This is a genomic window from Pseudoalteromonas sp. BZK2 (assembly GCF_014349195.1).
Classification (GTDB): domain Bacteria; phylum Pseudomonadota; class Gammaproteobacteria; order Enterobacterales; family Alteromonadaceae; genus Pseudoalteromonas; species Pseudoalteromonas simplex.
This window is the reverse complement of record NZ_JACSOG010000033.1, coordinates 1-26,219: the sequence shown is the minus strand read 5'-3', so window position 1 is coordinate 26,219 and position 26,219 is coordinate 1. Positions and strand designations below refer to the sequence as shown.

Genomic DNA, 26,219 nt, shown 5'->3' with positions numbered 1-26,219 from the left:
AAAATAACTGAAGTTTGCAATAATGTATAGCCGAGCCTGTTGCTGAAATCATTAGCATCTTTTAAAGGGAAAGTTACAATGTCAAAAGTTAAAGTATGGGATGGCTTTATAAGAAGCTTCCATTGGTTATTAGTTGCCGCCATCGCAACACTCTATTTTAGTGCTGAAGAAGGTATGTTGGAGCTGCATTTTACTGCAGGCTACTTCACTCTAGCGCTTATTATTACACGTCTTGTTTGGGGCATTATTGGTAGTAAAACGGCAAAGCTCTCTGCACTTATTCACTCTCCTGTTGCTGCAATTAAGTCATTTACAAGCAATGAACATAAAGCGGGTCATGGCGCAGCGGGTAGTTATATGGTGATAGCCTTTTTTGCGCTACTCATCGTACAGTTAACCTCTGGCTTAATGACCAGTGACGATATTTTAACGGATGGCCCGCTGGTGGCGCATGTATCCTCAGATACCGTAGAGTTTGCCGGTTGGCTCCATCATTTAAACTTTGACATCTTGTTGTATGCCATTGTGTTGCATGTATTAGCGATTGTGATTTACCGCATTAAGGGAAAAAACTTAGTGAAACCTATGCTAACGGGTAATAGTGAGCAAGTTGCGGTTACTGAGCCTGTTACTAAATCACCGTTGATAGCTTTTGTTATTTTTGCAGTGTGCTTAGTGGTGCTATTTACGACTTGGGGTGCAGAGCCGCTCAGCTATTTGCTTGGCTAGGTAATCTAATACCAATCCGCAATAATACTTAATCATTTTGAGGGATAAAACCTGTCGCTACCTGCGTTAAAAATTTCTGATTTAGAACAAACTAAATAACGAAATTTTTGCCTTGCTATCAACGAGGTTCTATTGCCTCAAAATAGACCACTTAATTAAGCGAATTGGTATAAGACATTAAAAAAGGCGCTAATAAGCGCCTTTTTAGTTTAAGTTTTTAACTAGTCTTTGAAAGACTTATGGCAATCTTTACAACCTTTAGCCCAAGCGCCAAATGCTTTGCCGATTACTTTCTTATCGCCACTTTGCGCTGCAACTGCTAGCTCATCAGCATATTGTTGGAAAGCAACGGCTTTTTTCATAAAGGTTTCGTTGTCGCTCCATACAGCTGCAAGTGCAGATGTATCACCCTTGTCAGAACCCGCTACGAAAGCTTCCCAAGGCATTTTAGATAATGCCGCTGCATTGTCGGCACGCTTTTGAAAACGTTCTGCATCAAAAGGTACTTTTCCTTTTAGCATATCGCCCATGTCACCAATTTGTACGCGGATCATTGAAAATGCTGCTTGACGATACTCGATTGCATCGCTTGGCTCTTCAAATACAGAATTTGCTGAAGCGCCTAGTGCCATTGTTGAAAGCATTGCACCCACTACTAATTGTTTTAATTTCATTCCTTTTGCCCCTTAAGATGTCATAAAAGTAAACTAACTGAGTTTTATCTTAGCTCAATATAATATTCAAGTGTATCGCGGTTAATCTTAACTTAAGTTTAATTTAATCATTTATATCAATATCAGCGAAGATCATGCCGCGGCGCATGCTTCTTGTTGCTAAGAAAACCTCGCATAGTAAAGATAAAAATCCACATATCAAAAGCGCCATAGCAGCCACAAAGCAGCTAGCAATTGTCACGCTCAAGTTGATAGATTGAATATGCGATAAAAATAGACACATAACCACAGCACATACTAATAAGGCACTGAGTACACTTAGACTAAATGCAATATGGATGCAGCGAGAGCGTTTCAACAGTGCCCTTAGCTCCGTTGTTAATGACTTATTGAAGTCTTCATCGGTACTGACTTTAAGCTTGCGTTCTAACTGCCGAGCTCGATCGGTAATACGCGCCAAGCGGTTGGAAAGCACGCCTAATGTTGCTGCAATACCGGTAATTAAAAAGACGGGTGCAACAGCCGTTTGAATTACTTTTGCCATGGTAAGAATGTTGATAACTTCTGAATTCATTGAAAGTACTCTATTTAATAAAACTCAACATAATGTTCATTTACAAATGTTTACAACTCTAGCTTGCATCTTTAAAGCATTTTAAAACAATGTATTACGCAAGAACGGTGTTCTTTGTTTTGGCTGAATGTAATTCTTATGTAACAGAAATGTTGTTCTTGCTAGGGTTTCCGTTTTATATTGGTTCTGAAACTTTGTTTCAATCACTATTTAGACGATAACATAACATATCCCAGGGGAACCCATGTCTAAAAATCTAATAAAAAGAACTGCAGTTGCTTTGGCTGTAACCAGTGCAATGTGCGCTAGTGCACAAGCCAATGACTTTTCTAAATATAATCTTGCAGGCAAAAAATTAATTCAATCGAGCGCGGTAACTAAAAAAGAACAAAAAGCTCATCGCGAAGCTACAAGCTGGTTAATTAAGTTAAATGCTCCAGCATCAGTTAATGCTAAAACAATGGGCGCGGATGTAGCGTCAATTCAAGCGCAAGCAAAAGTAGCGCAAGCAAGCGTAGAGCAAGCAATCAACAGTATGGACTTGCCTGTACAAGTTGTCGCTAAAACATCAACACTAGTAAGCTCAATCGTAGTCAATGGTAATAAGCAAGATGTTGCTAAGTTACTATCGAACTCTCAAGTAGAAGGTATTTACCCAGTATACGATTATGAATTGCATGTTGCTGACAGCGCTGACTATATTGAAGCAACTCCTTTAGTATCTAATGGTTTAGCAACAGGTGAAGGTGTTCGCGTTGCTGTGCTTGATACAGGTATTGACTACACTCATACCGCTTTTGGTGGTGCGGGGACTGATGAAGCCTATGCGGCAGCTATTGCTGATCCTGCGTCAGTTGATTGGCCACAAGGTAAAGTATTAGGTGGTTATGATTACATTAATGATGATGCCGATCCTATTGATGTAGATACAAACCACGGTACACACGTTTCTCACTCTGTTAACGGTATTGCACCAAACGTAGATTTATTTGTTTACTCTGTATGTAATAGTGGCTGTCCAGGCCTTGCACAACTTTTAGCTCTTGAAAGTGCAATGGATCCGAATGGTGACGGTGATATGAGCGACCGTGTTGATGTTGTAAATATGTCTCTTGGTGGCGATTACGGTGATATTGCAAACGATGCAGTTGGCCTATTCATCAACCAAGCAGTTAAACTTGGTACAAACGTTGTTATCTCTGCTGGTAATGATGGTGCTTATCCATTCATCGTTGGTGGCCCAAGTACAACTGAAAACGCTCTTTCAGTGGGGGCGATGACTCACCCTACCGGTGAAGAATCAGTTGGTAGTGGTACAGTTAATGGTGAAGAAGCTGTTGTGCAGCCAGCCAGCTTTGGTCCACAGATGGCATTTAGCTACACTAATGAAAACTTGGAACTTGTGTACCCAGATGCAAATCAAACGGCTTGTGAAGCGTTTGCTGACGACGTAGATTTTACAGGTAAAGGCGTTATCATCGACCGTGGTGCATGTGCATTTACAGTTAAAGTATTAGCAGCACAAGCTAAAGGCGCAGAGTTTGTTATTATTGCAAACAATAATGACGATGGCACGCCAGCACCTATGGGCGGTTCAGATCCAACTGTTACTATCCCTTCTGTAGGCGTAACGTTTGCAGCTGGTACAGCTCTAAAAGCGGGCGGTACGTTTAACCTAACAGTTGAGCGTCTTGTTATGTCTGGCGCGATTGCTGATTTCACATCGCGTGGTCCTTCAATGGGCGGGCTGTTAAAACCAGAGATTACAGCACCAGGTGTAAACATCATGACTGCTCATCCTGGTCTTGGTGATGGTCTTACTGGCGCAACAGGTACTTCATTCTCGGGCCCAATTACTGCTGGTGCGGTGAGCTTATTAAAAGAAGCGCTGCCAGAGCGTAACGCGTTTGAAATTAAAGCGACGTTAATGAACACGGCAAACCTAAATGTAACTATGGAGCCGTTAGCGATTAACCCAGACGCTGAGCTTGCACCAATTAGTTATATCGGTGCGGGTCTTGTTGATGTAAACAAAGCGGCTAACTTACCAGTTGCTGCATGGGCTGCAGATACTAAACAAGCTGCTCTTTCGTTTGGTTTAGTAAACGCATCAGAAACCGTTGAGCTTACTAAAACAGTTCAAGTTAAGAACTTCTCTAACGAAGATCAAGTGTATACACTTTCTCTTGAGCAGCGTTATGCAGATGATGTTGAGCGTGGTTCATTCTCACTTGACTACCCAGAGTCAATTACAGTGCCAGCAGGTCAAACAATGTCATTTGACGTGACAGCGACGATTGATCCTGCAACTTTACCTGAGTGGACTTTAACTGAGGAAAATATTGGTTCTCAAGATGCTACGGCTGACTTAACTAACCTAGAGCTTGATGGTGCGCTAATTTTCTCTGATGGCAGCGATGAAGCATTCCACCTTGTTTATCACGTATTACCAAAAGCAAATGCGGCAATGAGCTTCATGCCAGTTGTGACTGATAACGGCGTTGCACATGAAGTAACAAACACAGGTGCGGTAGCACTTGATCCTGTATTTGCTCCTACAGTAATGACTGATGATATTGATGAAGACCAACGTTTTGACTTAGTAGGCGCATCAATCGAAACATTTGCTGTATCAGCTGAAATTTGTGAAAGCGGTTATGTAACACTTACTACATTAGTGCTAAACGAGGGAATTACTCACTCTTACGTGGGTGGTTTCATGGCTGACTTCGATATGGACCAAGATGGTGTTTACGATGTTACAGTACAAAATGGTAAGTTAGAGTGGTTCTACGATGTTGAGCCGGGCACTGCAATTACCTTTACTCACGGCTATGGTAGTGCTTCTGGTTTCTTAGATAATTATTACCAAATTATCGGTAACAACCACCTCACAATGCAAAGCTGTATTGAAGCATTTGGCCTAACAGCCGATGACATTGGTCGAGCAACTGTAGATGTTCGTTTCCGTACAGAAGAAGAAACATGGACACCAATTGCAACTGAAGAAGGTGATGTTGCAATGGGTACTTACACATTCACAGATGCATCAAGTGATGTATATGCAATGTTTGTAGATGAAGCTGGTGAAGCTGTTAGCTCAATTGAACCAGGTGCTTCAGCTACTTTATACAATGCAGGTGAAGACTTCATGATTCTTTCAGACTCGGGTTCTAAAGCGTATGCTGCAACACCTGAATCAGACTCGAATACTCCACCAGTTGTTGTTGATACTGAGTTCTCTGTTGATGAAAACACTGAAAACGGTACGGTAATTGGTACGCTAGAAGCAACTTATGGTGCTGATTTAGCAAGTCCTGTTACAGAGTTCATTGTAATTAGCTCAAGTTCAACAGCTATTTCAGTAACATCTTCAGGTGATGTTGTAGTTATGAATCAAGACGTACTTGATTATGACGCTGGTTTAACATCAATTGAACTAGAAGTTGTTGCAACTGACAGATCAGGTAATGTTTCAGAGTCTGCGATGGTAACTGTTACAGTTAACAACCTAGCAGATGAAGCGTCTGAGCAACCAGTTGTAGTTGAAGAACCGAAGAAAAAATCTTCTTCAGGTTCACTAGCGTGGTTAACATTACTTGCTGCACCGTTCGCATTCATGCGTCGTCGTAAGCAAAAGTAATTATTTGAAAAATAAGTGATAAAAGGGAGCTTCGGCTCCCTTTTTACATTGCTTCACAAAGGCTACTTATAAATTCACGGTTAATTACTTATATTAGGGACTTAATAATAAAAATTAATTTAGGATCCCTATGAAAGTTGGCCACTCACTTTGTCTCGCGGCACTCTCTTTAGCTATTTTAACTGCCTGTAATAAAGCTCCTGATGACTCAAATGAAAAAGATACAATAAAACAATCGGGTGCAACTGAGTCGATTCAAATAGCAGCTCCCGTTGCTAAAAAAATACCTCATGAAATGACCATTCATGGTGACACACGTATCGATAACTACTACTGGATGCGTGATGATGAGCGCAAAGATGCCGCTGTTATTGCTCATTTAAATGCTGAAAATGCGTATGTTGAAAGCAAATTGGCACATACTCAAACGCTACAAAACACCCTTTTCGAAGAGCTTAAAGGACGTATTGAAAAGGATGACGATACCGTACCGACAAAAAAAGGGGATTATTATTATTTCTCACAAACGCGTGGTGATGATGAATATCCGGTTTATGTGCGTAGCCAAGATAGTCAAGGAGAGGGTAAGCAAGTTATTTTAAATGTAAATGAGCTTGCTAAAAATCATGATTACTTTGCTGTCACCGGTTTAGCTGTGAGTCCAAATGGCAATTTACTTGCTTACGGTGAAGATACAGTTAGCCGTCGCATTTACACAATTAAAGTTAAAGATTTAACCACAGGTAAAATGCTCACAGAGAGCCTTGAAGGCACGGAAGGTGATGTCGTGTGGGCTAATGACAACAAAACCTTTTACTACATCAAAAAAGACCTACAAACGCTGTTAGGCTACCAAGTATATCGCCATACGCTAGGCACCCCGCAAGCCGACGACGAACTCGTTTACGAAGAGAAAAACACCAGTTACTACACCGGTATTTACAAGAGTAAAGATCAACAAGAAATCTATATTAGTCATGGCAGCACTAGTGCGTCGGGTGTCTCGGTTATTGATGCTAATGATGTCAAAGCAATGCCAAAACGTTTTATTGAACGTGAAGCTGGGCTTGAATATGATATTCAAAAATTAGGTGATTGGTATTACATCGTTACCAATTTAAATGCGGTTAACTTCCAACTGATGAAAGTGCACCGCGATAAGGCTCATGATAAAACCAATTGGCAAACGGTTATTGCTGGTCGCGATAAGGTTAAATTTGAGGGTATTGAGTTATTTAACAATCACTTGGTTTATGAAGAACGTGAAATGGGGCAAACCCGTATCACTATTCGTGACCTTCGCAACCAACAAGAGCAAATAGTTGCGTTTAATGATCCAACGTATATGGTTTTTAGCTATGGTAATAGTGAGTTAGATAACCCTAATTTACGTGTTTACTATTCAAGTATGACAACCCCAGGCAGTAGCTACGATATCAACCTCGAAAGTGGCGAAAAAACACTGCTTAAACAGCGTACAGTATTGGGTGATTTCAACCCGAGCAATTACACATCTGAACGCATATATGTAACTGCGCGAGATGGTGTTGATGTTCCAGTGAGCCTTGTTTATCGAAAAGATAAGTTTAAAAAAGATGGCTCTAATCCGCTTATGCAATATGGCTATGGTTCGTATGGTGCGACCATGGATCCAAGCTTTTCTAGTTCACGATTAAGCTTACTCGATCGTGGTTTTGTATTTGCAATTGCACATATCCGTGGCTCGCAGATGTTGGGTCGCCCTTGGTACGAAGACGGCAAGTTACTTCATAAACAAAACACCTTTAATGACTTTGTTGATGTGACTAAATCATTGGCAGCTCAAAAATATGCAGATAAAGATAATATTTTTGCCATGGGTGGCAGTGCGGGTGGCTTACTAATGGGGGCTGTTGTAAATCAAGCGCCTGAACTTTATAAAGGAGTGATTGCGGCAGTGCCTTTTGTTGATGTGGTCACGACTATGCTAGATGCCAGCTTACCACTAACAACGAATGAGTATGACGAATGGGGTAACCCGAACGATAAAGTCTATTACGATTATATGCTGTCGTATTCGCCGTACGACAAAGTTAAGAAGCAGGCTTACCCAAATATGTTAGTCACCACCGGCTTGCATGACTCTCAAGTTCAGTATTTTGAGCCAGCAAAATGGGTTGCTAAGCTGCGTGAATATAAAACCGATGATAACCTATTGCTTTTTAAAACTGACATGGAAGCAGGTCATGGCGGTGCTTCTGGGCGCTTTAAGAGCTTACAAGACACCGCTTTATATTATGCATTTATGCTAGATTTAGCGGGTATCGAAAAATAATAACAACGCAGGCATCCGTGATTAAGCGGGTGCCTGCATTGCTAAATTAAAACGAAACTCACTGCCTTTTCCCAAGGTACTGCTGACGTTTATTTCACTATCCATTAGGGTGAGCAATTGCTTGCAAATAGCCAGTCCTAAGCCTGTTGAGCCTCGTTTTATGCTATTACGGGCCTGATAATGAGGTTCAAAAATAGCATTGAGTTCATCCTCATGAATACCAACCCCAGTATCAGATACTGCCACGTATAACTGATCACTTTGTTGGCTAACCTTGACGGCAATTTCACCGCCACTTGGGGTGTGTCGAATAGCATTCTCAATTAAGTTTGTTAGTACCCGCTCTAATTTTGCAATGTCTGTCGTCACGGTAAAGTCGCAAATTTCTGGGATAACCCTGAGTGAAATTCCTGCGGATTGTGCTGTGAGTGCAAGCTTTGCCACGCAATCATAAATCAACTCGCCTAAATTAAAGGTCTCTGATTGAATTTTTACTTGGCCGCACTCTAAATTAGCAAGTTCAAAAATTTGTTCGATCAGATGTTTTAATTGCTGGCAGTTATCCATTGCAAGGTTGAGGTAATGACGTTGCTCAGGTTCGTTTAAGTGGCTATCCGGTTTATTGATCACCTCAAGAAAGCCGTGCAGTGAAGATAGCGGCGTACGTAAATCATGTGATAAATGCGTAAGTAACTCACGGCGTTGTTTATCGGCTTGCTGTAATGACTGAAACTGCTCATCAATACGTGCGAGCATGGCATTGACGCCTTTGCTTAAATTGCCAATTTCATCATCAGCAGTGTAGCTAGAGTCCAATGACATTTTGGTTAGGCTGTAGTTAGCCGCTTCTATTTTATTAAGCTCTTTATTGAGTTTTTTGAGCGGTAAGGTGAAAAAACGAAATAACAGCAACATCGCAATAAATAGCGCAACTAAGGCGGCTATAAACCACATTGCGGCAAGCCAAAGGTTATCATTGGCTTTAATGTTTTTAAGGGTTGTATCGTAAGCTTGCCCGCCAATTATCACGTACAAATAGCCTTGCAGTTGTTGCTGATTATAAACTGGCGCGGTCGAAAATATTTTTACGCCATCGTTGCTACGCGGGTCGTCACCATAAATTGGCGTGGCAGTGGGGTTGTCGAGTAGCTGCTGTATTGGGCTTAAGTTTATTTGTTGCCTTACGACTTGCCCCGGTTTGGCTGAATATGTCAGTAAATGACCTTCTGGGTCTACAAAATAAAACTCAAAAGCCGGACCAAGTATCATCAGCGTGTGAAATAAGTTTTCTAGTGCCTTATAGTCATACACACCTTGCTGGATCAGTGGGTTATCATGCACTAAATGTTCGGCTAATTGAAGGTGCAAGTTTTGCTGAGCATGGTGTACAGAGCTTTGCTCTAGCTGCTTACTCCAATTTAAAACCAGTGCACACAACAGGCTAAAAATAAGCACCAATGACCAAGCCAATTTTTGATAAAGCGTCATTGATTTCATTAGTTTACACTCAATTGGCTAGGGTTTAATTTATAGCCTACGCCCCAGACTGTTTCGATAAAGGTTGTAGGGTGATGCTGCTCAAATTTACTGCGTAAACGGTTTATATGGGAATTAACCGTATGCTCGTAGCCGCTGTGTTGGTAACCCCACACTTGGTCTAGTAACTGTTGGCGGCTAAAAACATGGTTTGGGTGTTTAGCAAAATAGACTAGTAAATCGAATTCGGTGGCGGTTAAGTTAATTGCTTGGTCAGCTAAAAATGCTTGGTGGCTGGCAAATTCAATATGGAGTTCACCGAGTTGAATGACTGCTTGAGCGCTATCTTCATGATGTGATTGGGCTGCCATAAGTTGCGACCTATGCCGTAATTGTGTTTTTATTCGTGCTTGTAACTCTCTGGCGAAGAACGGCTTGCAAATGTAATCATCAGCGCCCATTTCCAGACCGATCACTCTGTCCATATCGCTACTGAGTGCAGTTAGTAAAATAACGGCAATGCTTGGGTAGTGCTCTTTAATTTTGCGGCATAAGCTCAAGCCATCCATTTGTGGTAGATTGATATCGAGTAGCACCAAGCCGTAACTTGAGCTGGCAAGCTTCTTTATTGCAGCTTCAGCGCTCGAAGCTTCATCAATATGTAGGTTTAGGCAGTGTAATTGTGTGCTGATAAGTTGGCGTATTGCTCTATCATCTTCGACGATTAATAACTTTTCTTGGCGCATTGCTCACTCCAAATCACAGAGGCACATCCTTATAACCTCGGTGTAAGGAGTGCGATTATTATTGCGTCCGCGTTATGGTGAACCGAGCAACTGGGTTATCAAACTTATGCTGACTGGTGAGCACTGAGTTTGTCAGGCCATCATTTTGGCTGACCACACCTGGGTGCATTGCAACACGGTTAATATCGTCACGCATTTCGTTGTAACCTTCGCCAGAATCAGCAGGGCCGGGGATTGTCCCAGCTGCTTCAGAGTTAGCTTCGGTGCCTGCATCATAGGCAAAACTAGTACGTGACAGTGACTCATTTACCGCTAACGAAGACACGTCTATAGCATTAAGACCGGTAAACGCGTCATTTGTATTCACCAACATGGTCGCTAAGCTGATTTTTAATTCATCAAGCTGCTCAGTACTCAGCATTAAAGTGACTTGCTCACCAGGAAGAAGTGGGCTTTCAGCTGAGCTTGAATTCATATTAAAATCAGCCGCTAATAATTCACTGTTATCTCCTCCTTCAGCCATTAATTCGAGGGCAGCTGAGGCTGGTTCGCCTATTTGCCAAAGCATACCCTCAGTGTGAGCAATGGCTGCAATCGGTGATAAAGGTTGGGCATTGGTTAAGTTTGTAACATGTACGGTAAATTCATAGCTCATAGCGGGCGTTACAGGATCTGTTACTTCCACCTCGTTATTATCTGAATCCCCACAGGCCGCAAGGCCGGCACTTAATGCGAGGATAATTAAGCTTTTTGAAAAGCGCATGATAACCTCCTATTTAACCGTAACTGTTAGCAACGCAACTGGGTTTAGCCATCTGTGCACGGTGTTATCAAGGTCACTCATACCTGCCTCTAAATCGTCGTCACCTAAATTACCCGGATGAATATGCACCATCATATTTGTTTCGCTGCTGGTGACGCCGCTGCCATTCATTCCTGCATTGCCACCCGGTGCGGCTGGAATACCTGGCGTGCCCGGCATGCCTGAACCCTCAACAACAAGCTCATCATTAGCTTCGGTGCCTGCATCATAGGCATTGAGATAAACAGTGTAGGTGCCAGCTTCTGTTGGGATCATCCAACTATCTAAACCCACAAAGCCATCATTGGTAGGCAGCAGCATGGCTGTGAGCGATAAGTAATTATTGCCATCGCTGGTAGATAAGCTCGCCATCGTTGAGCTTGCTGGCGCCAATAGGCCTTCAGCTGGGTTGGCAACCATGTCACTGTTTGTAGCTGTGGCTTCACTCATTAATGGCTCGAGATTACCACCCTCAGCCATTGTCTGTAGTGCTGTAGAAGCAGGCATAGCAACGCTAAAGAGTTTACTGTCACTGTTGTGAGCCGTAATGAGAATAGGGGTAAAGTGTAAACCTTGCGTGAGGTTAGTCAGTTTTATATCAAGCTCAGCTGCTTGGCTTGCAAGGCTAGTTACTGCGCATGCAGCGAACAAAGTTAATGGTAAAGCTTTCATGTGAGATTCCTGTTTTTGATGATTCAAAATCAGTATCGAATAGCAATATCCAAAAACCTTCACGAAGTTATCACATTTTTATCACAGCATTGATTATAGCCTTTTTTGCTGGTTGAGAGTTTTAATTTTAATCAATTTAGCTAGGGTAAAATGCTATTAAGGTTTATAGTAAAGAGACAAATAGACCCATAACAAGGAATTTAAAATGGATGATAATCAAAAAGTTGAAATAATTGTGGCAGATAAAGACCAGCGCACTTGGGCAATGTTTTGTCACTTAAGTGCCTTAGCTGGTTTACTTTTTCCGTTTGGATCAGTGATTGGGCCTTTGATTGTTTGGCTTGTAAAAAAAGAAGAAATGCCGCTCGTTGCTGAGCATGGTCGCAAGTCATTAAACTTTCAATTAACCATGATGATTGCTTACATTGTCTGCTTTATGCTGATGTTTGTTGTCGTTGGTGTCATTTTGCTGCCATTGGTTGCGCTATTCTCATTGATTATGGTGGTAGTATCGGCGATTAAAGCCAACGATGGTAAAGAAGTTAAATATCCAATGGCAATAGAATTTATAAAGTAAACTAATTGCCATATACTAAAAGCTCAGCCATTTGCTGAGCTTTTTTATGTGATGTTTATGGCCTACTTATCGTTATTTTTCAGCGCATTTATTGCAGCTACCCTATTACCTAGCTCTTCAGAATTAGTTATGACCGCTATGATAGCCAGTGGTGACTATTTAATTTGGCTATTATGGTTAAGTGCAACCGTGGGCAATGTGCTTGGGAGCTGTGTTAATTATTGGCTGGGCACGCAAGTCATGCGATTTAATGACCGTAAATGGTTTCCCGTTTCACAAAAGTCGATAGACAAAGCCGAACAGCAATTTAATAAGTACGGTATTTACAGTTTGCTGTTTGCTTGGCTGCCTATTGTCGGCGACCCGTTAACGGTTGTTGGCGGAATTTTTAGGGTTAAGTTTTCAATCTTTTTGTTACTCGTGACCCTAGGCAAAGGCGCACGTTATTTAGCTGTGCTTGCCTTTGCAGTAGGGCTAGAAAAGTTATTTTAACTTTTTTGCCAATCAAGGGTCAGTGATACTGAGTCGGCAAAACGCAGCGCGTGCGGTTTATCAACGCGCACTTTGGCATAGTGAACACTTTGATGCTGGTGGCAAATTGCTAAAATTTCAGCAACCAATTTTTCTAACAGCAAAAAGTGGCCTTCTTCGACAAGGCTGATCACTTCTTTAGTAATAGTCTTGTAGTTTAGCGCTTTATCGACTGCGTCAGTTTCACAAGCTTGATCAGCGGGGTAGTGAATTTCTAAATTAATCACTACATCTTGCTTTTTCTCACGTTCCTCAGGGTTAAAACCTATAAAGGTTCGTAGCCTGAGGTTAGTAACATTAATAATTGCGTTGGCCATCATTACCCTCTAACTAGTTGTAAAAACTCGTTACGGGTTTTTGGATCGGCTCTGAAGTTACCTAACATAACCGATGTACGCATGCTTGAGTTTTGCTTTTCAACGCCGCGCATCATCATACACATGTGTTTTGCTTCAACGATTACGCCAACACCTTTCGCACCAGTTACTTCTTCAACCGCTTTAGCAATTTGATGAGTTAATTGTTCTTGAATTTGAAAACGACGCGCATACATATCAACAATTCGCGCAAACTTCGATAAACCAAGTACTTTGCCGTTAGGAATATAAGCAATATGACAGCGGCCAACAAACGGTAATAAGTGATGTTCACACATAGAGTAAAGCTCAATGTCTTGGATTAAAACCATATCATCGGCGTCTGAGGTGAATACCGCATTGTTGGTGATCTCGTCTAATGTTTGACGATAACCTTTAGTCAGGTACTCCATTGCTTTTGCAGCGCGCTTTGGTGTGTCGAGTAATCCTTCACGAGCAGGATCTTCACCTACCGCAGTAATTATTTGTTGGTAACTGTTTTTTAAATCATCGTGCATAGCTTTCTCAGTAATTCGTTATTTTAAATGTCTGCCACCATCAACAGGCATAGAACGACCTGTGATGTATTGGCTGCTTAGTATTAGTTCTACGCTGTTAATAATCTCGGCGCAGCCGGGCTCAATGCCCATTAGCGATTTCTTTAATGTTTTGGCTTTGTACTCGTCACTATCGTGCTCGTTAAAAATGATCAGCGAGGGAGCGATAGCATTCACTTTAATGGCCGGTGCAAATTTAGCGGCAAACGACTTTGTTAAATTATCAAGCGCCGCTTTACTTGCTGCATAAGCAAGGTGCTTAGGACTGCCTTTTTCAACAACATAGTCAGTTAAATGAATAATATCTGCGGCTGTACCACTGTTTTGCTGATAATGCAGTAACAAATCAGAAGCTGCTAAATTAATTAAATAGGGCGCTTTGGCATGAATACGCATCATGTTATCAAATAGGTCAGCGTAATCGTGATTATTTGCTTCGCAATCCCAGCTAGACGCATTATGGATAATTGCCTTGAGCTGGTTGGTATGGGTTTTTAATTCTTCGATAAAATGCCCGATAGCTTGGTCACTATTAAAATCAGCATGGATGCAAATAGCGCCTTTGCCTGCAAGCACATCAATTGCTTCATGGCGGGTACGGTAAGTGACTATGATTTCTTGCCCTTGCGCTAAAAAGTGCTCGGCCAGAGCGAGTCCAATACGTTGGCCTGCGCCAGTAATTAAAATGGGCGATGACATAAACTAATATAAAACCTTAGATTTTTGATTTGAAATATAATGTATTTACTGTAACAACTATAAACCAAATTACAGAACTATTTCATCTTTACTGCAATCATGTTGCTAACTTTTACGTCAGGCATGATGCTCCAGATCATTTTGTGAAGCTGATAATCAGTGATTGAAGGTTCTGAATATTGCTAAGGGGTGCGGGAGGAGTAGAAAAGGGCAATTATTATTGCCCTCGCAATGTTTAAACTACCCTTAAAGCTCGTCGTAAACGGTTGGGATTGCTTGGCGTTTATGTTGAGTACGTAAGTAAATTGCTGTTAGCTTTTCTTCGACTTCATTGCTGACGTCTTTACCTTCTAAGAAATCATCAATTTGATCGTAAGTGAGGCCTAGCGCTTCTTCGTCAGTCAGACCAGGGCGATCACACTCTAAATCGGCCGTCGGGGCTTTATTTACCAGTACTGCTGGCGCTCCCAAGTGCTCAGCAAGTGCACGAACTTGACGCTTTGATAAACCAAATAACGGCGCTAAATCACATGCACCGTCACCAAACTTGGTGTAAAAACCCGTGATGTTTTCAGCACTGTGATCGGTACCAACCACTAAGCCTTGGCAGAAACCAGCAATTTCATACTGCGCAACCATGCGCTGGCGTGCCTTCACATTGCCTTTGATAAAGTCAATTTTAGCTTGCTCTGGTAATTCAGCACCACCACCAACAACCGCGGCCATTGCTTGTTCATGCATGCCATCGACAGCCGCTTTAATGTTAACCGTCATACGCTTGCTTGGCTTAATAAAATCAACAGCCATTTGTGCTTCATCTTCATCTGCTTGAACACCATAAGGTAAGCGAACTGCAATAAATTGATATTTGTTGGTGTTGAGTTCTTGGTTTAATTCATCAACCGCTAATTGGCATAAGCGGCCACAGGTTGATGAGTCAACACCGCCACTGATCCCTAATACAAGTGAGCGAGAGTGCGCAGCAGTAAGTCGGCTTTTAAGAAAGTTAACGCGACGGGTAATTTCCGCTTTTACATCAATAGTTGGTTGGACTTTCATTTCCGCCAGAATGTCGGCACGCATGGTAGAGCTCCTATTTTTCGTTGTGGTTGTCAGCGTTTTTTACATTATGTTATGGGCGCGGTTTTTATTAAAGACCTAAATGCGCTTTTATTTCGTTGACTTGCTGCTTAAGGTCTTCGATTTCGCTCAGTAATTGTTGCACTTCACTGTTGTTATCCTGCATCGGCTCACTAGCAGCCATATCCTCAGTGATGCTGTCTGGGCCAACAAATAAGTGCATATAGCGGCTCTCTCGTTTGCCTGGCTCTCGTGCTAAGCGTGCAACATGTTCTTGCTCAATGAGTGTATTTAATGCGGCTTCAACTTCATTGACATTGCTAAACTCAGCTAGTCGGTTGCTGCGCGTTCTTAGCTCTCCCGGTGTTTGTGGGCCGCGTAGCAGCAGTAAACAAATAATGGCGCGTTGCTGCTCAGTAAATTGCAAACTGCCAAATTCGGTATTACAAAAGCGGTGAGCATATTTATTAACCCGCCCTGACAACCCTTCATCAAGAGTTACTAAGCGTGATGCAATAAGCTCATCGAGTGTATCTTGTACTTGCGCCTCAGTGAGAGACAGTACCGGTTCACGGTTAGATTTTTGATTACATGCATTAGTGAGGGAGTTTAAAGATAACGGATAATGTTCGGGTGTTGTACTTTGCTTTTCGAGTAAACAGCCAATAACGCGTTGTTGTATCGATGATAATTGCATGATTTTATTTCTCTTTAATGTGCTGCACTTAGCCAAATTGCTAATTTTTTATTTAATGAGTCAAAGTTAAGGGGTTTTGTTAAATAATCATCCATGCCAGCATCTAAACAGCGTTCTTTGTCACCCTGCATTGCATTGGCAGTTAGTGCAACAATATTGACTTTCTGATGTGCTTCGCCAGCTTTTCCTAATCTTATTGCCTTTGTTGCTTGATAGCCGTCCATTTCTGGCATTTGGCAGTCCATTAGCACTAGTTCGTAAGGGGCATCCTCATTATTTGCTAGTTTTGTTATTGCCTCAAGACCATTTTCAGCAATGTCAAAACTAATACCTGCTTGTTTGAGTAAGGCGCCAGCAACCACTTGGTTAACTTTATTGTCTTCGACTAATAAGACGCGAGATGATGTACTCGAAGCTGGTATGGAAATTTTAGCGATGCTTTGTTCTTTATTTACTTGTTGTTGTTCAATGTACTTTTCGTTAGCCAAAGAGTTAAATAAGTCTGAAGGGGTTAAAGGTTTAAATATAATACTTTGCGCTTCTAAAGTTTGTTTAGATTGCTCTTCAGTTAGGCTCATAGGTGCCATTAAAATACATTTACATGCATTGTTATTATAATATTTTTGGTACGCTCGTTGCTCTGATTGTTCTGCTTGCATATAAAGTTGGTAATCTATAAAAACTGCATCGCAAGGTGGCTCTTGAGAGTGGGCTGCACGGTTAATTAAGCTTGGCATATTGCCAATAACTTCAACTTTTGCTCCCCATAATTGCAATTGTTTTTTAGTAATGCTGCTACTGAGCTTGCAGTTGTCAGCAATTAAAATGCGTTTTTTATCAATTAAGTGACTTGGCTCATGCAGCTGCTTTTGGTAGTCAAATTTTACTTTAATTGAGAAATTGAACGTGCTGCCTTCTCCATAAGAACTGACAACATTTACATCGCCGCCCATTAGAGTACAAAGCTGTTTAACAATGGCAAGACCAAGGCCTGTGCCGCCATATTGCCGGGTAGTTGAAGCATCAGCTTGAGTAAAAGAATCAAAAAGAGTTGCTTGTTTTTCTGGTTTTATGCCTAAGCCATTATCAACAACAGAGCAATTCAGATATAACTCGTTATCAGCAGTTTCAAGTTTGGCTATCACGACTATCTCACCGTCTTTTGTGAATTTAACTGCATTACCTATTAGGTTATTGATGATTTGCCTAATACGATTTGGGTCGCTTATGATAAATTCACGTTTGATATGAGTTGCATCTAGTAATAGTTTGGTATTGTTTTGCTCTGCTTTTATAGCAAATGATTCAATGGTATCGCCTAGAAGTTTAGATATATTAAAACTCACGTTTTCGATATCGAGCTTACCAGCTTCAATTTTTGAAAAGTCTAAAATATCATTGATAATATGCAGTAATGACTCTGCTGATGACTGTGCCAATTCAAGGTGATGGCTTTGTTGTTTATCTAATTTTGTTTGTTTAATGATATTAAGCATGCCAATAACCCCATTCATCGGGGTGCGGATTTCATGGCTCATACTTGCTAAAAATTCACCTTTTATTTTTACTGCTTGTTCTGCTGCATTTTTCGCTTGAACTAGCTGATGTTCAGTTTCTATACGCTGTTGGCTTGCATGTAAGCTACCAATAAGTGCCGCAACTGCAATTAAAAAGCTTTCCTCGTTTTTACTCCAATGTCGTCTTGATGCGCTGTTCTCTGCGCACACCACCCCCATACTTTTACTTCCAGTCGGAATGATTGCAGTAAGCATGGAGCGAATATCAGCGCGATCAAAATAATTGCTAGCTAACTCCTTGGTAAACGGGTGGTGATATGCATCACTCGCATTTATAACGGCGTTATTGTTAATGGCATCAAAATAGTTAGGGTGTTCTATTTGCTGTAACGACACTGCCCGACTAAAACGCGATTGATTTTGATCATGACTAGCAAACGAGTTAAGCGTTTGTCGGTCTTCGCTAAATAACCAAATGCTTGCTCGATCAACCTCTAGTGCTTGGCATATCGCTTTTACAATTACATGCTTAGATAAGTTTAAATTACCCGTTAAGACGGCTTCGTGAACAGTTAATGAGGCAAGTATTTCGTTGTGCAAGGCAATTTTATTGTTTTCAAGCTCAACGCGTTTGCGAGCATCTATGTTTTGTAATGACCCAAATAGTTTGATACAGCGGCCATTCTTATATTCAGATTCGCCATGCGCTAAAACCCAGATAGCTTCGCCTGATACAGTAATTATTTGCACTTGAGTTTCAAAGCTTTCACCTTCTTTTATCGCTTTTTCGATTAAGTGGCGAATTTTGTCACGGCTGTAACCGGGTTTAAAATAGTCGAGATTGGTTGGCCATTGTGGTTGTTTATTGAGTGGCAACTTAAAGATTTGTTTAGTCATATCTGACCAATAAACAGCTTTGGTCTCGAGATTAAATGACCACGCACCTACTTTTGCTAGGCTACTCATTGTTTCGAGCATTCGCTCGCTTTTGTATTGGCGCTCGAGCATTTTTAAAAAGAACACACAAGCACCCGCAAATAATATACATACGATAATTATGGCGATACGTAACGGCCAAATGGCTGATTTTGGTGGATGCCAACCTGCTTTCGGAACAGCATACATACGCCAATTCCCGCCAGGGAAATTAATGCCAAAATTAAGTGGTGTGTCATTTAAAATAGCGCTATTTCCGTAGAAAAATTCCCCCTCAGCACCTAACCCGTTGCGACCCTGTAACGCTATGTCGTAGTGCTTATTTAAAGCTAGAAGCCCCGAATTGTTATAAACTTTATCAATATCGAGTACGACAGAAAGTAATCCCCAAAAGTGCTGTTCTGGTGGTGTAAAAATAGGCATGCGAGCTATTAAGGCTTGACCGCCTTGTACTAGTTCTAAGGGACCTGCCATGACAATTTTGTTTTCATCGCGCGCCTTAATTGCATCGTCTCGCTGCGCGGCGTTTTCTAGAAAATTGAGACCAATTGATTTCTCATTTCCTTTTAGTGGGTAAGTCATCTGAATGATCATGTTTGGTGCAGCGCCGATATTTCTTAATTCTGAAGAGGTTTCGAATAATGGCGTGGCAATTTGAGAAAAGCGGCTTTGATTTAAATTTGGCTCAGCAGCAACTGCGACGGCAAGGCCGCGAACAAGTTGAATATTAGAGATTAGAGTCGCCTCTAACTTTGCACGGTAAGCGCTAACTCGCGCAATCTCCTGAGCACGGAATGCATCTTTTTCTCGGCTATAGTTTAATTGATCGATGATTAAGCCAATTACAATAACTAGCGCAAGTGAAAACCAAAAGGCTAACTTTAGTTTTTGCAGTTTTTTATTATCGGTTTCAGTTGCTAATGGCATGAGAAAGATTGATTTCTAAACTATTTCCCTACTATAGACAATTTCTGAGGCAATTAACAATCATCAGCTAATCAAGAAAACTAAATTTAAATATTTGGATAGCAACACTATTTTTTCACAAAACTCAGGTTAATATAGCAGGTTAATACAGTGTTACTTTAGCGCAAGGGTAAATGGCATGTTCAAGATAATCAAATGGTTATTAATAGGTTTGTTCGTTGTGGTGTTACTCGCAACAGGGCTTGTTTATGGTGTATTAAATCTAAGTTTACCGGCTCTTGATGGCCGGGGTAAAAGCGACGCTATTTCGCAATCAGTGAAGATTGAACGAGACACTTTAGGGCAGGCTGTTATTCATGCCGAAAACCGTTTAGATGTAGCCTATGCTCTTGGTTTTGCGCATGGTCAGGACCGATTCTTTCAAATGGATTTACTGCGCCGTAATGCCGCAGGTGAGCTTAGTGAATTATTTGGTAAAGCTGCTGTTGGGCTTGATAAAAAAATGCGTTTTCATCAGTTACGCAAACGTAGTCAGATTGCTGTTGCGCAGTTACCAGCAAAAGATAAAGCGCTATTAAAAGCTTACGCGAATGGGGTTAATGAGGGTCATGCGCAAGTAGGTTTCGATAGTTTTGAATATTTACTGACTGGCGCTGAAGCAAAACCTTGGCAAAGTGAAGACAGCTTACTAATCATTTTTAGTATGTATTTAGATTTGCAAACGGCTACCTTTGAACGCGACAAAACACTGATCGAAATCGAAGATCTATACGGTAAGGCGATGGTCGACTTTATTACTCAGCCTAGCCTTTATCAAGCGGCGCTCGATAACAGCCTATTAGCACCTTATAACGGCGGTATTCCAAATCTCAAAGACGCTCAATGGGCTATGACTGAGATTGCAGAGCGCAAGGAGCTTGGTAGTAATAACTGGGCAGTTACTGGGCAGTTAACTGAAACTGGTGCTGCAATGTTGTCAGACGATATGCACTTATCATTTGCAGTACCAATCATTTGGTACCGTGCCCAGCTTAATTACCCACTTAATGGTGAAATGCAGCAAATCACCGGTGTGTCACTACCTGGCGCTCCAGCAATTGTAGTTGGTACCAATAATAAAATAGCGTGGGGGTTCACCAATGGTTATTTAGATACAGCCGATTGGATAGCCCTTGAGAGTAAAGAGAAAACGTGGCAGATAGATGAACCCATCTTACTCAATGACGGCAGCATTGAAAATTATGCTTTAACCATGAGTGAATATGGCCCAGTAAAAGAAATTAATGGCAAACCATACGCACTAAGTTGGGTTGCTCACCATGAGTATGCGGTTGATATGGAATTACTTAAGCTTGAGCAAGCAAGTACGGTTGATGATGCACTAGCGCTTGCGGCTGAGGTGGGTATTCCTGTCCAAAATTTAATGGTTGTTGATGATCAAGGGAACGCCGCTTGGAAGAATATGGGAGCCGTTCCAGCCCGTAAAGAGCCCCATCAATTAGCGGTGGCTGAGCAAGCGTATCCTGCAGCGTGGCATGAAAACGAAACGCTGCGTCCATTTGTTAAAAACCCAGACAGTGGCCGATTATGGACGGGCAACTCACGCGTTGTTTCCGCAGAGGATGACCAGCGCTTTGGTAATGGTGCTTATGCCATGGGGGCTCGCTCGGCACAAATTCGCGATCGATTATTTGAAAAGCAACAGTTCAACGAACAAGATTTTTATGACTTACAACATGATAATGAAGCTCGATTCTTAACAGCTTGGCATAAACTGCTGGTCAAACAGCTCAGCAACGCAGGCGATAAATATGCGCTGTATTTAAAAGAGCTAAATAATTGGCAGGCGTGTGCTTGTAGCGATTCAATTGGTTATACCTTAGTAAAGCGTTACCGCAGTGAAGTAATTAATGGTTTATTTAGTCCATTAGAGAATAAGCTAAAAGCCCTCGACAGCAGCTTAAAACCAGTAAAACGAGACTTAGAGCCTGCTGTTTGGCAACTTATCGAAGCGCAGCCTGAAGCATGGTTAAACCCAGAGTATGCAAACTGGAATCAGCAAATGCTAGCTGCATTTGATCGCGTTATCACTAAACTAACCGAGCAGTACGGTAACAACCCGCACAGCTGGGAGTGGGGTAAGGTCAACGAGTTAGTGATTGAGCACCCATTTGCCAAGCAAATACCGGTACTTAAAAGCTTATTGAATATGCCTACGGCGCCTGGGTTTGGTGATACCTTTATGCCTTCAGTACAAGGGCGTAGTTTTGGTGCTTCGCAGCGCTTTATTGTTCAACCAGGGCATTTAGATAAAGCGATTATGGCTATTCCGGGTGGGCAATCTGGGCATCCATTGTCAGAATTTTATCGTGCCGGGTTTAACGATTATGTCAGTAATGGTTTAACGCCATTATTGCCGCAAGAGATTGCACATAGCATTACTATTGAGGCAATTAATTAATCTTCATTTTCAAAAAATGTACTTTGAGCATGCACTATCGTGGTCTTATTACGGCCAGAGTGCTTGCTCTCATACAGCGCTGAATCTGCATACTGCAGCATTTTTTCTATGGGAGTAAGGGGTTGCCATTCAATTAAACCAAAGCTCATAGTTACTTTTAAATCCGGACAGTCAGGGTGAGCTTCCAATGCTGCTATTTTTGTACGCAAAGCTTCAATTTTTGCAAAGGCTTGGCGTTCATTAGATTGAGTAAGTATTAGTAAAAACTCTTCTCCGCCCCAACGAACTGCAATATCATCCTCGCTCATGAATTCACTGATGAGTCGTGAAATATTCACTAAAATAGTATCACCTTTATCATGCCCGTAATTATCATTGATTCTTTTAAACTGATCGATGTCTGCCATGGCCATGCAAAGAGGGCTGTTATTATTTATGCAATTTTTGCGTGCATTCATAATTAGCCTTTTAGCAAAGCGGCGATTGAAAAGTTTTGTAAGAGGATCCCGGGCTGCCATTTCCGTTAACTCTAGTCGTTGTGAAAGAGTAATCTCTCTAATTAAACCCATGCCATAAATCATAGGTAAGCCAGCAATAATTATATTAATTATTTTAATATGGGGGAGCAGTTCAGAGTAAGCAAAAGGGTAGTTTGTATTTGAAAAAAACACATACAACAATGCAAAAGCAATGATCATTAACACGCTATACAAAGAAGCTCGCTTTAGAGTTAGTTGATAGTCGATCATTAACAGGCAAGACACAGTCCATAGATAAAATTGAAATCCTGCATCTAAGCCAAGCATTGCACAAACAATGGTTGAGTGAATAACAACTTCAAGACAAAACACACGAAGAGCTAAGGAGGTTAAACCTTGTTTGATTAGAAAAATTCCCCCAGCCCATGCACACACACTTAGAACATTTACTATTGCCAAAGTAACTGCACCAATGTGAGCGAAAACGGGAATTAGCACAACGTGGACTGCGAGTGCAAAGTAAGCAATCTTCAAAATAATAAGAAACTTAACATGCTCTATTTCTTGTAACTCTGATTGCTTAGGTTGTTTTAAGAGATGTTTTAGCAACCGGACCTCTTAGACAGCTAGGTGTAAAAACTAGTATAGATTAAAATTTAGGCTGTGAAGAATTAAAGAGATTTCTGTTTCTTTAATTCATTTAATTTAATCGGGGTTAAACACCAGTTCACTTCGTTTTTGCTAAGCTTTAAGCTTGGCAGGACTGTGAATTAATGCCACTCTAATCAAACCATCATTGATATCGGCTTGCCGTTTGCCTTGATAATATTTTCGTGCCTAAAAAGGAGTAGTTATGCCGGCGGAAAAAACGCATTTAGAGATTTGTAATCTAACTAAAGAACAGTACCCACAAATAAAGACCCTCATGGATCAAGCTTACCCAGGGCTTGGAGGTGCTTGGCCAAGCCATACTATTTTTAGGCTAATAGACCAGTTTCCGGAAGGGCAAATAGGCATTGTTGACGATGGTGTTTTAGTAGGCATCGCCTTGAGTGTACAGGTTGATTACGCGCGCTTTTCTAACCCACATACCTACGAAGATATTGTTGATGGTCACGACCGTGTATTTAGTGATCCTGAAGGTGATGCACTTTATGGTTTAGATGTGGTGATTTCATCAACTCACCGAGGGATGCGACTGGGTCGTCGCTTATACGATGCGCGTAAAGAGCTGTGCCGTCAGTATAACTTGCGCGCTATTTTAGCGGGTGGACGTATTCCGCGCTATTACAATCACAGTGCAGAGATGTCTCCGATGGAGTACATCGAAAAAGTTGACCACAAAGAGCTGTATGATCCGATTTTAAGCTTTCAGCTATCTAATGATTTCCAAGTTAAACGTTTACTTAAAAAATACCTTCCTGAAGATCAGGAGTCAGTTGGTTATGCCACTTTACTAGAGTGGAATAACATTATGTTTGAGCCGACAGATACGGTACTTGAGTCGACTAAATCAATTGTCCGTGTCGGTGCTGTACAATGGCAAATGCGCTGTGTTGAGTCTGTTGAAGAGCTGCTCAAGCAGGTGGAGTATTTTGTTGATACAGTATCAGATTATAAAAGTGACTTTATTCTGTTTCCGGAGTTTTTCAATGCCCCGTTAATGGGTCTTACCGAGCAAAGTAATCAAACGGAAGCGATTCGCTATTTGGCCGAATACACAGAAACCTTCCGTGATGCGATGTCACGCATGGCGGTTGAATATAATGCCAATATTATCACCGGTTCTATGCCACTAGCTGAAGACGACAAGATTTATAATGTTAGCTATTTATGCCACCGTAGCGGTAAAATTGATGAGCAGCGTAAAATTCATATTACCCCTCACGAGCAAAATGACTGGGTGATCCAAGGCGGTGATAAAATTGCTGTATTTGAAACCGATGCGGGTCGTGTCGGTATTCAAATTTGTTACGATGTAGAGTTTCCTGAATTGTCGCGTATTCTCGCTAAACAAGGGTTAGATATTTTGTTTGTGCCATTTTGGACAGATACAAAAAATAGTTACTTACGTGTACGCCATTGTGCGCAAGCACGTGCAATCGAAAATGAATGTTATGTTGTGATTGCAGGCTCGGTTGGGAACTTACCTGAAGTAGAAAGCTTAGACGTACAGTATTCGCAATCAGCAGTGCTTACCCCTTCTGACTTTTCGTTCCCGCATGATGCAACCTTGAATGAAGCAACACCGAATACCGAAATGTTGTTATTCAGTGATTTAGATATGGATAAACTGAAAATCCTTCACAGTGAAGGTACGGTAAGAAACTTAAAAGACCGCCGTGAAGATTTATATGATGTAATTTTGAAAAAGCGAGATCAATAATGGCGTGGTTGTATTTAATTGTCGCAGGTCTGTTAGAAATTGGCTGGCCTGTAGGCCTTAAGATGTCTCAACAGGCAGACAGTCGCTGGTTAGGCATTGCAATAGCCGTCGCCTTTATGGTCGCTAGTGGCTTTATGTTGTGGTTGGCGCAAAAGGATATACCGATGGGGACATCCTATGCAGTATGGACAGGTATTGGTGCTGCTGGCACTTTCTTGGTTGGTATTTTATTTTATGGGGATGCCGCCACTTTTGGCCGCATTGCCGGAGTACTGTTGATAATTAGTGGTGTAATAACCCTAAAGATTAGTCATTAAAAAAGCGGCATAGCCGCTTTTTTAATGACTAGGAATAAGCCTAATTGGGTAGCATTACAAGAATGGCAGCCAGTGCAATTAACACAAGCCCCGCCGTGTCTTGGCGTTTTAACGGCTGTTTTAACCAAAGAATCGATACCATAATGGTAAAAAATACTTCTATCTGCCCCAGTGTTTTTACATAAGCAACATGCTGCAAGCTCATGGCGCTAAACCAACCAATAGAACCTAAACAGCTACAAATACTAACAGCGGTCGTGGTGCCTTTGTGTTGCCACATTTTCTTAAAAGTATCGCGCTCTTTGAATGCAATATACACGCATAGCATCAGTGTTTGTAAACTGATTATCAGCACTAACACCCAAGCTGCAGAGTGCGGAAAAGTCAGCCCTGAACTTAAACTTGCTTCACGGATCCATGATGAAGAGAGAGCAAAAGAAGTGCCGCAAGCAAGCCCAAGCAGTGCGGTGCCCAAATTAAAGTGTTTAACATTCGCGATGCCACTTAATAGCAGTACCGCAATTGCACCAATAAATACGCCAACCCAGCCCAGTAACGACAGTGCTGAGCCAAAGAACATGACACCTAAAATGGCCGCCATTAGCGCTTCACTTTTAGCAAGCCCTGCACCGACTGCAAAGTTATTCATTTTAAACAGCTTTACCATTAAACCTGTGGCAACAATTTGGACGATACTGGCGCCAACAATGTAGCCAATAAAAGCCAGATTAAAGTCAGGAAGTGCGGCGTCTTGATATTGATAAAGTGCAAATAAATACAGGGCAGCAATTGGGCTGGCAACGATAAAGCGAGCAAGCGTAACCCCGGCAACACTCACTGTTGCACTGAGTTTGCTTTGCAAAGCGTTGCGCCACGACTGCATAAATGCCGCAAAAATAGTTAAGAAAATCCAAGTCATATTGAAAATAAATTAATGAGGAGTATTTATACCCAAGCCACCTCAAGATGTGAGTTTCAGTTGGAATTAAAAGCGATTTAGGCAAGGCATTGATTGCAAATAATAGTGGTTCTATTGTTAAAATCAATAACGCAGTATAAATCGCTTTTA

22 protein-coding genes are annotated in these 26,219 nt (G+C 41.5%); 8 read left to right on the top strand and 14 right to left on the bottom strand.

Annotation, left to right across the window (positions count from 1 at the left end; translation table 11 throughout):
• Positions 1-78 precede the first annotated feature (78 nt).
• Positions 79-729 carry a cytochrome b/b6 domain-containing protein gene (locus BIZ38_RS17285; protein ID WP_054554626.1) on the top strand — a complete coding sequence of 217 codons (651 nt, stop codon included), beginning with the start codon at positions 79-81 and terminating at the stop codon, positions 727-729.
• Between the two features lie 221 nt (positions 730-950).
• Here the strand turns inward: BIZ38_RS17285 and BIZ38_RS17280 are convergent, their stop codons facing one another.
• Entirely contained in the window at positions 951-1,403 is a 453-nt protein-coding gene (locus BIZ38_RS17280) for a c-type cytochrome (RefSeq protein ID WP_058585373.1), read from the bottom strand.
• A gap of 103 nt (positions 1,404-1,506) precedes the next feature.
• On the bottom strand, positions 1,507-1,977 hold the full coding sequence (locus BIZ38_RS17275; protein WP_054554628.1) for a DUF2721 domain-containing protein: 471 nt from the start codon (positions 1,975-1,977) through the stop codon (positions 1,507-1,509).
• A 244-nt stretch (positions 1,978-2,221) separates the two neighbouring features.
• Here BIZ38_RS17275 and BIZ38_RS17270 point away from each other — a divergent pair, with 244 nt between their 5' ends.
• Positions 2,222-5,620 carry a S8 family serine peptidase gene (locus tag BIZ38_RS17270; RefSeq protein ID WP_187490850.1) on the top strand — a complete coding sequence of 1,133 codons (3,399 nt, stop codon included), beginning with the start codon at positions 2,222-2,224 and terminating at the stop codon, positions 5,618-5,620.
• A gap of 130 nt (positions 5,621-5,750) precedes the next feature.
• Positions 5,751-7,934 carry a S9 family peptidase gene (locus BIZ38_RS17265; protein WP_187490849.1) on the top strand — a complete coding sequence of 728 codons (2,184 nt, stop codon included), beginning with the start codon at positions 5,751-5,753 and terminating at the stop codon, positions 7,932-7,934.
• A gap of 21 nt (positions 7,935-7,955) precedes the next feature.
• Here the strand turns inward: BIZ38_RS17265 and BIZ38_RS17260 are convergent, their stop codons facing one another.
• The 4 genes from BIZ38_RS17260 to BIZ38_RS17245 are packed head-to-tail and all read right to left on the bottom strand — an operon-like array spanning position 7,956 to position 11,630.
• Positions 7,956-9,431 (bottom strand): sensor histidine kinase, encoded by a 1,476-nt coding sequence (locus BIZ38_RS17260; protein WP_187490848.1) that lies wholly within the window; start codon positions 9,429-9,431, stop codon positions 7,956-7,958.
• Complete coding sequence (locus BIZ38_RS17255) at positions 9,431-10,156, bottom strand: response regulator transcription factor (protein ID WP_138618792.1); 726 nt, start codon at positions 10,154-10,156, stop codon at positions 9,431-9,433. The genes BIZ38_RS17260 and BIZ38_RS17255 overlap by 1 nt, the downstream gene beginning before the upstream one ends.
• Positions 10,157-10,214: 58 nt before the next feature.
• A complete protein-coding gene (locus tag BIZ38_RS17250) occupies positions 10,215-10,919 on the bottom strand; it encodes a spondin domain-containing protein (RefSeq protein WP_187490847.1) in 705 nt (234 codons plus the stop codon).
• Between the two features lie 9 nt (positions 10,920-10,928).
• Positions 10,929-11,630 carry a spondin domain-containing protein gene (locus BIZ38_RS17245; RefSeq protein ID WP_187490846.1) on the bottom strand — a complete coding sequence of 234 codons (702 nt, stop codon included), beginning with the start codon at positions 11,628-11,630 and terminating at the stop codon, positions 10,929-10,931.
• A gap of 205 nt (positions 11,631-11,835) precedes the next feature.
• On the opposite strand from BIZ38_RS17245, the gene BIZ38_RS17240 reads away from it, so the two are divergent.
• Together BIZ38_RS17240 and BIZ38_RS17235 are read left to right on the top strand one after the other, a co-directional pair.
• Positions 11,836-12,207: a DUF4870 domain-containing protein gene (locus BIZ38_RS17240; protein ID WP_054554635.1), complete on the top strand. Its 372-nt coding sequence runs from the start codon at positions 11,836-11,838 to the stop codon at positions 12,205-12,207.
• 57 nt (positions 12,208-12,264) lie between these two features.
• The gene (locus tag BIZ38_RS17235) at positions 12,265-12,699 is read left to right on the top strand and encodes a YqaA family protein (RefSeq protein WP_187490845.1); all 435 of its coding nucleotides are present in this window, start codon (positions 12,265-12,267) and stop codon (positions 12,697-12,699) included.
• Here BIZ38_RS17235 and folX read toward each other — a convergent pair.
• The 6 genes from folX to BIZ38_RS17205 all read right to left on the bottom strand — a co-directional run bounded on the left by folX (position 12,696) and on the right by BIZ38_RS17205 (position 19,507).
• Positions 12,696-13,055 carry a dihydroneopterin triphosphate 2'-epimerase gene (gene folX, locus BIZ38_RS17230; protein WP_054554637.1) on the bottom strand — a complete coding sequence of 120 codons (360 nt, stop codon included), beginning with the start codon at positions 13,053-13,055 and terminating at the stop codon, positions 12,696-12,698. The two genes, BIZ38_RS17235 and folX, sit on opposite strands and share 4 nt — an antisense overlap.
• A gap of 2 nt (positions 13,056-13,057) precedes the next feature.
• On the bottom strand, positions 13,058-13,612 hold the full coding sequence (gene folE / locus BIZ38_RS17225; protein WP_054554638.1) for a GTP cyclohydrolase I FolE: 555 nt from the start codon (positions 13,610-13,612) through the stop codon (positions 13,058-13,060).
• 18 nt (positions 13,613-13,630) lie between these two features.
• Entirely contained in the window at positions 13,631-14,350 is a 720-nt protein-coding gene (gene folM, locus BIZ38_RS17220; protein ID WP_187490844.1) for a dihydromonapterin reductase, read from the bottom strand.
• Positions 14,351-14,596: 246 nt separating this feature from the next.
• Positions 14,597-15,433, bottom strand: a complete 837-nt coding sequence (nadE, locus tag BIZ38_RS17215) for an ammonia-dependent NAD(+) synthetase (RefSeq protein ID WP_054554640.1) — start codon at positions 15,431-15,433, stop codon at positions 14,597-14,599.
• 67 nt (positions 15,434-15,500) lie between these two features.
• Positions 15,501-16,127, bottom strand: a complete 627-nt coding sequence (locus BIZ38_RS17210; protein WP_187490843.1) for a YceH family protein — start codon at positions 16,125-16,127, stop codon at positions 15,501-15,503.
• A gap of 14 nt (positions 16,128-16,141) precedes the next feature.
• The gene (locus BIZ38_RS17205; protein WP_187490842.1) at positions 16,142-19,507 is read right to left on the bottom strand and encodes an ATP-binding protein; all 3,366 of its coding nucleotides are present in this window, start codon (positions 19,505-19,507) and stop codon (positions 16,142-16,144) included.
• Positions 19,508-19,685: 178 nt separating this feature from the next.
• On the opposite strand from BIZ38_RS17205, the gene BIZ38_RS17200 reads away from it, so the two are divergent.
• Positions 19,686-21,968 (top strand): penicillin acylase family protein, encoded by a 2,283-nt coding sequence (locus BIZ38_RS17200; protein WP_138598951.1) that lies wholly within the window; start codon positions 19,686-19,688, stop codon positions 21,966-21,968.
• Here BIZ38_RS17200 and BIZ38_RS17195 read toward each other — a convergent pair.
• Positions 21,965-23,056 carry a GGDEF domain-containing protein gene (locus BIZ38_RS17195; protein ID WP_187490841.1) on the bottom strand — a complete coding sequence of 364 codons (1,092 nt, stop codon included), beginning with the start codon at positions 23,054-23,056 and terminating at the stop codon, positions 21,965-21,967. The genes BIZ38_RS17200 and BIZ38_RS17195 overlap by 4 nt on opposite strands.
• Before the next feature lie 244 nt (positions 23,057-23,300).
• On the opposite strand from BIZ38_RS17195, the gene BIZ38_RS17190 reads away from it, so the two are divergent.
• Together BIZ38_RS17190 and BIZ38_RS17185 are read left to right on the top strand one after the other, a co-directional pair.
• Positions 23,301-24,833, top strand: coding sequence for a carbon-nitrogen hydrolase family protein (locus BIZ38_RS17190; protein ID WP_166341431.1), 1,533 nt, complete (start codon positions 23,301-23,303; stop codon positions 24,831-24,833).
• Positions 24,833-25,150, top strand: a complete 318-nt coding sequence (locus BIZ38_RS17185) for a DMT family transporter (protein ID WP_054554646.1) — start codon at positions 24,833-24,835, stop codon at positions 25,148-25,150. Before BIZ38_RS17190 ends, BIZ38_RS17185 begins: the two co-directional genes overlap by 1 nt.
• A gap of 40 nt (positions 25,151-25,190) precedes the next feature.
• Here the strand turns inward: BIZ38_RS17185 and BIZ38_RS17180 are convergent, their stop codons facing one another.
• A complete protein-coding gene (locus BIZ38_RS17180) occupies positions 25,191-26,069 on the bottom strand; it encodes a DMT family transporter (protein WP_138598955.1) in 879 nt (292 codons plus the stop codon).
• Between the last annotated feature and the right edge of the window lie 150 nt (positions 26,070-26,219).

Bases quoted from the DNA above. Each gene is read 5' to 3' on its own strand.
- nadE (WP_054554640.1), bottom strand. From the start codon at position 15,433: ATGCGTGCCGACATTCTGGCGGAAATGAAAGTCCAACCAACTATTGAT.
- BIZ38_RS17265 (WP_187490849.1), top strand. From the start codon at position 5,751: ATGAAAGTTGGCCACTCACTTTGTCTCGCGGCACTCTCTTTAGCTATT.
- folX (WP_054554637.1), bottom strand. From the start codon at position 13,055: ATGGCCAACGCAATTATTAATGTTACTAACCTCAGGCTACGAACCTTT.
- BIZ38_RS17245 (WP_187490846.1), bottom strand. From the start codon at position 11,630: ATGAAAGCTTTACCATTAACTTTGTTCGCTGCATGCGCAGTAACTAGC.
- BIZ38_RS17235 (WP_187490845.1), top strand. From the start codon at position 12,265: ATGGCCTACTTATCGTTATTTTTCAGCGCATTTATTGCAGCTACCCTA.
- BIZ38_RS17205 (WP_187490842.1), bottom strand. From the start codon at position 19,507: ATGCCATTAGCAACTGAAACCGATAATAAAAAACTGCAAAAACTAAAG.
- BIZ38_RS17280 (WP_058585373.1), bottom strand. From the start codon at position 1,403: ATGAAATTAAAACAATTAGTAGTGGGTGCAATGCTTTCAACAATGGCA.
- BIZ38_RS17260 (WP_187490848.1), bottom strand. From the start codon at position 9,431: ATGAAATCAATGACGCTTTATCAAAAATTGGCTTGGTCATTGGTGCTT.
- folE (WP_054554638.1), bottom strand. From the start codon at position 13,612: ATGCACGATGATTTAAAAAACAGTTACCAACAAATAATTACTGCGGTA.
- BIZ38_RS17240 (WP_054554635.1), top strand. From the start codon at position 11,836: ATGGATGATAATCAAAAAGTTGAAATAATTGTGGCAGATAAAGACCAG.
- BIZ38_RS17255 (WP_138618792.1), bottom strand. From the start codon at position 10,156: ATGCGCCAAGAAAAGTTATTAATCGTCGAAGATGATAGAGCAATACGC.
- BIZ38_RS17250 (WP_187490847.1), bottom strand. From the start codon at position 10,919: ATGCGCTTTTCAAAAAGCTTAATTATCCTCGCATTAAGTGCCGGCCTT.
- BIZ38_RS17270 (WP_187490850.1), top strand. From the start codon at position 2,222: ATGTCTAAAAATCTAATAAAAAGAACTGCAGTTGCTTTGGCTGTAACC.
- BIZ38_RS17275 (WP_054554628.1), bottom strand. From the start codon at position 1,977: ATGAATTCAGAAGTTATCAACATTCTTACCATGGCAAAAGTAATTCAA.
- BIZ38_RS17180 (WP_138598955.1), bottom strand. From the start codon at position 26,069: ATGACTTGGATTTTCTTAACTATTTTTGCGGCATTTATGCAGTCGTGG.
- BIZ38_RS17210 (WP_187490843.1), bottom strand. From the start codon at position 16,127: ATGCAATTATCATCGATACAACAACGCGTTATTGGCTGTTTACTCGAA.
- BIZ38_RS17200 (WP_138598951.1), top strand. From the start codon at position 19,686: ATGTTCAAGATAATCAAATGGTTATTAATAGGTTTGTTCGTTGTGGTG.
- BIZ38_RS17190 (WP_166341431.1), top strand. From the start codon at position 23,301: ATGCCGGCGGAAAAAACGCATTTAGAGATTTGTAATCTAACTAAAGAA.
- folM (WP_187490844.1), bottom strand. From the start codon at position 14,350: ATGTCATCGCCCATTTTAATTACTGGCGCAGGCCAACGTATTGGACTC.
- BIZ38_RS17185 (WP_054554646.1), top strand. From the start codon at position 24,833: ATGGCGTGGTTGTATTTAATTGTCGCAGGTCTGTTAGAAATTGGCTGG.
- BIZ38_RS17285 (WP_054554626.1), top strand. From the start codon at position 79: ATGTCAAAAGTTAAAGTATGGGATGGCTTTATAAGAAGCTTCCATTGG.